Here is a 9,493-nt window from a genome sequence, read left to right on the forward strand (position 1 = left end):
CACCGCCGCCGTCATGACGGCGTCCCGTCTGTTTGTCGCGCTCTCCGCGCGGGCGCTCGCCGAGATCGAGCCGGCGCTGACGCTGCCGCAGCTGCGCACCCTGGTGGTCCTGCACGGTGAGGGCCCGGTGAAGCTCGCCGAGCTGGCTGCCGCGCTGGATGTGAACCCGTCCACGGCGATGCGCATGGTCGACAAACTGGAGGCCCCCGGCCTCGTGGACCGCCAGGTCAATCCCGGCAACCGCCGTGAGGTCATCCTGCGTCTGCGGCCGGCCGGCCGACGGCTGGTCGAGAAGGTCATGGCCCACCGGCACCGGGAGATCCAGGCCATCGTCGGCCGTCTTCCCGCCGGCCGGCGGGCCGAGCTGGTGCGGGGGCTGCGGGCGCTGACCGAGGCCTCCGGGGAGCAGGCCGTGGATTCGCTGACGGAATCGTCGTAGGCGCGCGGACGGCGTCCCCGCCCGGCTGGTTGCCGGGCGAGGGCGCCGGGCGGCTCAGGCCGGGACGGAGTCCGGGCGGGGGCGGCGCTGGCCCGGGATGAGGCGCTGCCGGTGGTGTTCCTCGGTCAGGTCGTGGCGCCGTGCGTGCAGCAGGTGGCGCAGGGCGATGGTCCCCACCACCTGGGCGTCGGGTCCGTGGCTGACGACCGGGGCTTCGGTGACGCCGTGTTCGGCGAAGAGGTAGGCGGCTCGGCGCAGGGTGTCGTCGGGCCGCAGGATCACCGGGGACGGTTCGCAGACGTCGGCGAGCGTGGTCCGGCCGTGGGCGGCGGCGTCCTGGGACGTCGCCTCCAGGAGGCGGTCGTGGGTGACGACCATGCCGGGCACCCCGTCGTCGGTGAGGACGGGTAGGAGGCACTGCCCGCCGCCGGCGGTGTCCGCCGCGTCCTTGGTGATCTTGATCGCTCCCTCCGGGCTTTCCTGGCCTGCGAGGAGGAGGGGCCGGCGTTCCATGACCTCTTCGACGAAGAACGTCTCCAGGGGGTCGGTGGAGTACTCCCTGGTCAGGTGCAGTCCGCGGCGGGCGATCTTCTCGGTGAGCACCGAGCGCTTCAGCACCAGGGCCGACAGGGCGTAGGCGGCGGTGGAGGAGATCAGCAGCGGCAGTACCGCGCCCCAGGCGTGGGTGAGCTCAAGGGTGAAGACCACGCCGGTCAGTGGTGACCGCATCACGCCGCCCACCACGGCGGCCAGCCCCATCATCGCCCAGAAGCCGGGTATGACGTGCGGGAAGAGCAGCCCCTCGGCCGCTCCGACCGCCCCGCCGATCATGAATACGGGGGCGAGCACGCCGCCGGAGGTACCGGAGCCGAGCGAGAGCGACCAGATCAGGGTCTTGACGACCAGGATGCCGACGATCAGCGACACGGTGGCGCGCCCGGTCAGCAGTTGTTCGATGACGTCGTAGCCGACGCCGAGGGCGCGTGGCTCGATCAGTCCGCCCAGGCCGATGACCGCTCCGCCGATGGCGGGCCACCACATCCAGTGGAAGGGCAGCCGGGCGAAGCCGTCCTCGGCGCGGTAGACCAGCCAGGTCGCGGCCACCGCCAGGGCGCCGCCGAGGAGGCCAGCGACCGCGCAGAGCGCGTCGACGGTGGGCGCGGCGTGCAGGCCGGAGGCGGCGACCGGGAAGATCGGGGCGGTGCCCAGCAGGAAGCCGCGCACCACGGTGCTGACGCCGACCGCCGCGACGACCGGGACGAAGCTGCGCGGGCGCCACTCGAACAACAGCAGTTCCACGGCGAGCAGCACGGCGGCCAGCGGTGAGTTGAAGGTCGCCGCCATACCGGCCGCCGCGCCGGAGACCAGCAGTGTCTTTCGTTCGTCGGCGCTCAGCCGCAGGGCCTGAGCCAGGATCGATCCGATCGCGCCACCGGTCATGATGATCGGGCCTTCGGCGCCGAACGGTCCGCCGGTGCCGATGCTGATCGCCGCCGACACCGGCTTGAGCACGGCCACTCGCGGCGCGACCCGGCTGCCGCCGGTCAGGATCGCCTCGATCGCCTCCGGCATGCCATGGCCGCGGATCTTCTCGGACCCGTAGCGCGCCATGAGGCCGACCACCAGTCCGCCGGCCACCGGCGCGCCCAGTACGAGCCACCACGGCCGGTGCTCCAGGCCCGGCGCGACCAGCGAGGTGGACCATCGCTGGTAGAAGACGATGTTGGTGACGAGGCCGATCAGCCGCAGCAGCGCCAGTGCCGCCACCGCCCCGGCCCCGCCGACGAGCAATGCCCAGCCGCAGATCAGCAGCATCCTCGGCTGGACGGTGAAATCGCCGAGGTGGGCGCCTCGGTGCATCTTCTTTTTTGTCTTGCGCACCCTGTTCACCGCAGCAGTCCTCCGGTTCGCGGGGTGCCTGTCAGACCTGCTCGGCCGCCCGGCCACGGGCATGTCCGTATGTTTTCCATATTGAAAGTATTGCAGTGCGCAATAGTCCGGCGCGAGCCGGCGTCCAGTACGTGGACGGGCCGCCGGATGGCTCCGGGGGGCGGACGACGAATGACGGAGCGCGCCGGTACGCGCCCCACCAGGGGCGTGGCCGGAAACTGACACCCCTTCACCGGTTCGAAGTACATGCACATGGCAAGCATTGCAAAGGGCAAGAAAAACTACGTATAACGTTCATCAACTCTGCCGTGATGGTGCGCTCTTGGCGGCGCCGCGTGGTGAAGCTGGTCGCAGTGGAACGCGACCGCCACGGCACGGGGGCCGGTGCGGTCGGCGCCGCTACCCCGTACCGTGAAAGGAGCAACGGTGGTGGTAGGACGCGGTGCCCGTAAGGAAGCGGAACGTGTTGCGGCGGTGGCCGCGGAGAAGCTGCTGCGGGCTGGAACGACATTGCGACGGTCTCCGACGACCCCCGACCTGCGGGCCGTTTACCGCACCGATCAGAGCGTCAATGACGCCCCCTACCGCGAGCGCTGGGCGCACGACCGCGTCGTCCGCTCCACGCACGGGGTGAACTGCACCGGTTCCTGCTCGTGGAAGGTGTACGTCAAGGACGGCGTGATCACCTGGGAGACGCAGGAGACGGACTATCCGTCGGTGGGCCCGGACCGGCCCGAGTACGAGCCGCGCGGCTGCCCGCGGGGAGCCTCGTTCTCCTGGTACACCTACTCGCCGACCCGGGTGCGCTACCCGCATGTGCGCGGGGTCCTCCTGGAGCTCTACCGCGAGGCGCGCGACCGGCTGAAGGACCCGGTGGCCGCCTGGGCCGAGATCACCGGCCACCCCGCCAAGCGGCGCCGCTACCAATCGGCCCGCGGCAAGGGCGGCCTGGTGCGGATCGGCTGGGAGGAGGCGCTGGAGATCGCCGCCGCCGCCCATGTCCACACCATCGCGGCATACGGCCCGGACCGGGTCGCCGGCTTCTCCCCGATCCCCGCCATGTCGATGGCCTCGCACGCCGTCGGAGCACGCTTCATGTCGCTGATCGGCGCGCCGATGGTCTCCTTCTACGACTGGTACGCGGACCTGCCCATCGCCTCGCCGCAGGTCTTCGGCGACCAGACGGACGTACCGGAGTCCGGCGACTGGTGGGACGCGGCCTACCTGATGCTGTGGGGGTCCAATGTCCCGGTCACCCGCACCCCGGACGCGCACTGGATGGCCGAGGCCCGCTACCGGGGCCAGAAGGTGGTGGTGGTCTCCCCGGACTACGCGGACGCGACCAAGTTCGCCGACGAGTGGCTGCATCCGCACCCCGGCACCGACGGTGCGCTGGCGATGGCCATGGGCCAGGTGATCCTCACCGAGTGGTTCGTGCGGCGGCAGGTCCCGTACTTCACCGAGTACGTCAAGCAGTTCACCGATCTGCCGTTCCTGGTCGAACTCACCGAAAAGGATGGTGAGTTGGTACCGGGGAAGTTCCTGACCGCGGCGGATCTGGGGCTCGATGCGGACGCCGGGGCGGCGGCGTCCTGGAAGCCGGTGCTGCTCGACGCCGCCTCCGAACGGCCCGTCGTACCCAACGGCACCCTCGGCGACCGCTGGTCCAAGGGCGGGATGGGCCGCTGGAACCTGGACCTGGACGGGGTGGAGCCCGCGCTGACCTTCCACCGGGAGGGCGGGGACTGCGCCCGCGTACTGCTGCCGCGCTTCGACGACACCGGTGCGCTGCGGCGCGGGGTCCCGGTGCGGGAGATCGGCGGGCGCCGGGTGACCACCGTCTTCGACCTGCTGCTGGCCCAGTACGGAGTGCGCCGCCCCGGGCTTCCGGGCGACTGGCCCGAGGACTACGACGACGCGGCGCATCCATACACCCCGGCCTGGCAGGAGACGATCACCTCGGTGCCCGCGGGCGCGGTGGTGCGCGCGGCGCGGGAGTTCGCGCACACGGCGGAGAAGACCCGCGGGCGCTGCATGATCGTCATGGGCGCGGGGACCAACCACTGGTTCCACTCCGACACCATCTACCGTTCCTTCCTCACCCTGCTCCTGCTCACCGGCTGCCAGGGCGTCAACGGCGGCGGCTGGGCCCACTACGTAGGCCAGGAGAAGGTCCGCCCGTACGCCGGCTGGCAGCAGTTGCAGTCCGCCGCGGACTGGGTGCGCCCGTCGCGGCAGGTGGCCGGCACACCCTACTGGTACCTGCACACCGACCAGTGGCGGTACGACGGGCAGGACGCCGGCACGCTGGCCGCGCCGACCGCGCGCGGCGCGTTCACCGGCCGGCACACCGCCGACCTCGTCGCCCAGTCGATGCGGCTGGGGTGGATGCCGTCCGCCCCCACGTTCACCGCCAACCCGCTCGACCTCGGCCGGCGGGTGCACGCGTCGGGCCACGAGCCCGGCGAGTGGGTGGCCGCCGAACTCGCCGCGGGACGCCTGGCGTTCGCCTGCGAGGACCCGGACGACCCCGCCAACTGGCCGCGGGTGCTCACCGTGTGGCGGGCCAACCTGATCGGCTCCTCGGCGAAGGGCAACGAGTTCTTCCTGCGCCACCTGCTGGGGGCGAGCGACAACGCCCGTGCGGAGGAAGCGCCGGAGGGGAGCCGGCCGCGCGATCTGACCTGGCACGACGAGGCGCCGCGCGGCAAGCTGGATCTGCTGCTGGCCCTGGACTTCCGGATGACCTCGACCACGCTGATGGCCGACCTCGTCCTGCCCGCCGCCACCTGGTACGAGAAGCACGACCTGTCCAGCACGGACATGCACCCCTATGTGCACGCCTTCTCCCCCGCCATCAGCCCGCCCTGGCAGGCCCGCACCGACTTCGAGATCTTCCACGGACTCGCGGAGAAATTCAGTGAGTTGGCGGCGGATCGGCTGGCCACCGCCTACGACCTGGTGGCCGCACCGCCGCAGCACGACACCCCTGGGGAGACCGCGCAACCCGGCGGCACCGTCCGGGACTGGCGGGACGGCACGCCCCCGGAGCCGGGCGGCAACCTGCCCCACTTCGCCGTCGTCCAGCGGGACTACACCGCCGTCGCCGAGAAGCTGGCGGCGTTCGGCCCGCTCGCGGAGGAGCACGGCATGACGGTCAAGGGCATCACCGTCCACCCCGTGCCGGAGGCCCGCTGGCTCGCCGAACGCTGCGGCACCGTCGCGACCGGGCCCGCCCACGGCCGGCCGCTCCTGGACACCGATGTGAAGCTGTGCGAGGCGATCCTGGCGCTGTCCGGCACCACCAACGGGCGCCTGGCCGCCGAGGGGTTCGACCGGCTCGCGGAACGCTGCGGGCCCGGCGCCGGATTCGCCGCACTCGCCGAATCGGTCCGCGAGCGCCGGGTGGTCTACTCCGACACCCAGGACCGGCCCGTACAGGTCGGCACCAGCTTCGAATGGTCCGGCAAGGAAGCCCCGGACCGCCGCTACGCCCCCTTCACCGTCAACACCGAGCACCGCAAGCCCTGGCACACCCTCACCGGCCGCCAGCACTTCTACCTCGACCACGACTGGATGACCGAACTCGGCGAGCAACTCCCCATCTACCGGCCCCCGTTGGACCTGACCGCGGTACAGGGCACCACCCCGGCCGACGACGGCGCCCGTTCGGTCACCGTCCGCTACCTCACCCCGCACTCGAAGTGGTCGATCCACTCCGAGTACCAGGAGAACCTGCTCATGCAGACCCTGGCCCGCGGCGGGCCGGTCATCTGGATGAGCGTGGCCGACGCCGAGGCCATCGGGGCCGCGGACAACGACTGGATCGAGGCGGTCAACCCCAACGGCGTGGTGAGCGCGCGAGCCGTGGTCTCGCACCGCATGCCGCCGGGCACGGTGTTCATGTACCACGTCCAGGAACGCCTGGTGAACGTGCCGCGCACCCAGGCGACCGGCCGCCGCGGCGGGGTGCACAACGCCCTGACCCGCCTGCTGATCAAGCCCACCCACCTCATCGGCGGCTACGGACAGCTGTCCTTCGCCCCCAACTACTACGGACCCACCGGCAATCAGCGGGACGCCGTCACCGTGATCCGCCGGCGCACCCAGCACGTGGAGTACTGACATGCCCCGTCGCACCACCACCATCGGGCGCTGCATGGCGCAGATCGCGATGGTCATGAACCTCGACAAGTGCATCGGCTGCCACACCTGCTCGGTCACCTGCAAGCAGACCTGGACCAACCGGCAGGGCACCGAGTACGCGTGGTTCAACAACGTCGAGACCCGCCCCGGCCAGGGCTACCCCCGCGGCCACGAGGACCAGGACAAGTGGAAGGGCGGCTGGCGCCTCGACGGCCGGGGCCGCCTGGTCCCGCGCACCGGCGGCCGGGCCCGCCGCCTGGCCCGGCTCTTCGCCAACCCCGAACTCCCCGCGCTCGACGACTACTACGAGCCCTGGACCTACGACTACGACACACTGATCTCCGCGCCGCTCGGCGACGACCTGCCGACCGCCCGCCCCCGCTCGCTGATCGACGGCCGGCCCACCGCGGTGACCTGGGGCCCCAACTGGGACGACGACCTCGGCGGCGGCCCCGAACACCTGGCCGGCGACCCCGTACTGCGCCGCATGAACGACCAGGTCAAGCTGGAGTACGAGCAGGCGTTCATGTTCTACCTGCCGCGGATCTGCGAGCACTGCCTGAACCCGTCCTGTGTCGCGGTGTGCCCCTCCGGCGCCCTGTACAAGCGCATCGAGGACGGCATCGTCCTGGTCGACCAGGACCGCTGCCGCGGCTGGCGGATGTGCGTCAGCGGCTGCCCGTACAAGAAGGTGTACTTCAACCACACCACCGGCAAGGCCGAGAAGTGCACCCTGTGCTACCCGCGCATCGAGGCGGGTGAGCCCACCGTCTGCTCGGAGACCTGCGTCGGGCGGCTGCGCTACCTCGGTGTCATCCTCTACGACGCCGACAAGGCCGGCGAGGCCGCCGCGGTCCCCGACGAGCGGGACCTGTACGAGGCCCAGCTCGGCTGCTTCCTCGACCCGGACGACCCCGAAGTCGTCCGCGCCGCCGAGGAGTCGGGCATCCCGCACGACTGGATCACCGCCGCCCGCCACTCCCCCGTGCGCGACCTCATCACCCGCTACCGGGTCGCGCTGCCGCTCCATCCCGAGTACCGCACCCTGCCCATGGTCTGGTACGTCCCCCCGCTCTCCCCCGTCGTCGACGCGCTGACCCGCAGCGGCCACGACGGCGAGGACCCGGCCAACCTCTTCGGCGCCATCGACACCCTGCGCATCCCCCTCGACTACCTGGCCGGGCTCTTCACCGCCGGGGACCGAGGACCGGTCGAGGCCGCGCTGTGCCGGCTGGCCGCGATGCGCGCGCACATGCGCCGGATCAACCTCGGCGAGGAGCGGGACCCGGCCATCGCCCGCGGTGTCGGCATGGACGAGCACTCCATCGAGGCCATGTACCGGCTGCTGGCGCTCGCCAAGTACGAGGAGCGGTACGTCATTCCCACCGGTTACGCCACCGAGACCGGCCGGGACGACGCCGCCGACGGCAGCGGGTGCAGCCTCGACGGGCACGGCGGTCCGGGCATGTACGACCCGGACGCCTTTCACGCCGTGCCCGCGCTGGCCGCCGAGGCGCCCGCGAGCCGGCTGCGCGGCCGGATCAACCTGCTGAACTGGAACGGCCGCGGACGCCCGAGCGGCCTCTTCCCGCCGCACGGCGGAGCGGACGGCACCCGGTGATCCGCCATCGGGCCCTGCACCAGGCCGCGGCCCTGCTCCTGTCCTACCCCGGCCCGGCCTGGCCGCGACGGGTCGCCGAGGTCACCTCCGCGCTGTCCCGACTGAAGTGCCCCGAAGGCGAGTTGCTGCTCGACTTCTGCCGCGCGACGGCCCCGGTCCCGCCCCTGGACCTGGGGGCGCGCTATGTCACCACCTTCGACCGCAGCCGGCGCCGCACGCTCCACCTCACCCACTACACCGACGGCGACACCCGCCGCCGCGGCGCCTCCCTGGCCGCGCTCAAGGCGCGCTACCGGGCGGCCGGCTGGGAGCCCGACGCCGGCGAACTGCCCGACTTCCTCCCCGCCCTGCTCGAATTCGCCGCCCGCTGCCCCGGTGCGGGCACTCCGTTGCTCCAGCAGTACCGCGGCGCCCTGGACCTCCTCGCCCAGGCGCTCGACGACTACCGCAGCCCCTACGTCCACGTCCTGCGCGCGGTCCAGCGCACACTGCCCGCCGCGCCGCCGCCCGCGCCCGTACCGGACGCCCCCGTCCCCGTTCCCTTCCCTATCCACCGCACCCTGGGCGACGAAGGAGTCCGCCGGTGACCACGCACGTACAGATCGCCCTGTGGGGCGTCCTGCCCTACTTGACCCTGACCGTTCTCGTCGCCGGCACCGTGTGGCGCTACCGCTACGACCGCTTCGGCTTCACCACCCGCTCCAGTCAGTTGCACGAGTCCCGGCTGCTGGGCATCGGCGGGCCGCTGTTCCACTACTCGCTGCTCTTCGTCGCCGGCGGCCACGTCATGGGCCTCCTGGTGCCCGAGTGGATCACCCAGGGCCTCCGCGTCAGCGAGACGACGTACCACTCCGTCGCCCTCACCATGGGCGGTGCGGCCGGCGTCGCGGCCCTCGGCGGACTCGGTGTCCTCCTCTGGCGGCGGCTGCGGGTGCCGGCGGTCCGCCAGGCGACCAGCCGCAGCGACCGGGTGGTCCATCCGCTGCTGACGGTGGTCCTCCTGGCCGGGCTCACCGCCACCGCCTCCTCGGTGGCCAACCCCTATGACTACCGGCTCGGCGTCTCCGTGTGGTTCCGCAGCCTGTTCGAACTGGACCCCGACGTCCCGGCGATGGCACACGCCCCGCTCGTGTACCAGCTGCACGCCCTGCTCGCCATGACCCTCTTCGCGCTCTGGCCCTTCAGCCGGCTCGTGCACGCCTTCACCGTGCCCGTCGGCTACCTGGTCCGGCCGTACATCGTCTACCGCTCACGGGCCCGGGCCACGCCGTACCGCCACCCGGCCACCGCCCGCCCGTACCCGAAGCAGTCCGGCGAACGGCAACGGCACGCCGGCCTGCCGCGCTGACCCGGCAACCCGCGTCACCGGCCCGTCCCCCCCCCCCCCCCCGCCCGCC

The 9,493-nt window shown here is 72.0% G+C and carries 6 protein-coding genes; 5 read left to right on the top strand and 1 reads right to left on the bottom strand.

The window, feature by feature from the left end; all coding sequences use genetic code 11:
• Positions 1-439: MarR family winged helix-turn-helix transcriptional regulator (locus RZ84_RS03630; RefSeq protein WP_107068222.1), on the top strand; the 439-nt coding region annotated here is incomplete at its 5' end.
• 54 nt (positions 440-493) lie between these two features.
• Here the strand turns inward: RZ84_RS03630 and RZ84_RS03635 are convergent.
• Positions 494-2,254, bottom strand: coding sequence for a chloride channel protein (locus RZ84_RS03635; RefSeq protein WP_241778007.1), 1,761 nt, complete (start codon positions 2,252-2,254; stop codon positions 494-496).
• Between the two features lie 504 nt (positions 2,255-2,758).
• Between RZ84_RS03635 and RZ84_RS03640 the strand changes: the two genes are divergently transcribed.
• Genes RZ84_RS03640 through narI form a run of 4 tightly spaced genes read left to right on the top strand, consistent with a single transcriptional unit; the run spans position 2,759 to position 9,444 of the window.
• Positions 2,759-6,454: a nitrate reductase subunit alpha gene (locus RZ84_RS03640; protein WP_052229757.1), complete on the top strand. Its 3,696-nt coding sequence runs from the start codon at positions 2,759-2,761 to the stop codon at positions 6,452-6,454.
• Between the two features lies 1 nt (position 6,455).
• Positions 6,456-8,096 carry a nitrate reductase subunit beta gene (narH, locus tag RZ84_RS03645; RefSeq protein WP_078893555.1) on the top strand — a complete coding sequence of 547 codons (1,641 nt, stop codon included), beginning with the start codon at positions 6,456-6,458 and terminating at the stop codon, positions 8,094-8,096.
• Positions 8,093-8,683, top strand: coding sequence for a nitrate reductase molybdenum cofactor assembly chaperone (gene narJ / locus RZ84_RS03650; protein ID WP_043263065.1), 591 nt, complete (start codon positions 8,093-8,095; stop codon positions 8,681-8,683). The genes narH and narJ overlap by 4 nt, the downstream gene beginning before the upstream one ends.
• A complete protein-coding gene (gene narI, locus RZ84_RS03655; protein ID WP_043263066.1) occupies positions 8,680-9,444 on the top strand; it encodes a respiratory nitrate reductase subunit gamma in 765 nt (254 codons plus the stop codon). The genes narJ and narI overlap by 4 nt, the downstream gene beginning before the upstream one ends.
• Positions 9,445-9,493 lie beyond the last annotated feature (49 nt).

Origin of the sequence: Streptomyces sp. CT34, from assembly GCF_000805335.1 — a bacterium.
GTDB lineage: Bacteria > Actinomycetota > Actinomycetes > Streptomycetales > Streptomycetaceae > Streptomyces.

Excerpts from the sequence above, each read along its gene's own strand:
- narH (WP_078893555.1), top strand. The coding sequence starts at position 6,456 with ATGCCCCGTCGCACCACCACCATCGGGCGCTGCATGGCGCAGATCGCG.
- RZ84_RS03635 (WP_241778007.1), bottom strand. The coding sequence starts at position 2,254 with ATGCTGCTGATCTGCGGCTGGGCATTGCTCGTCGGCGGGGCCGGGGCG.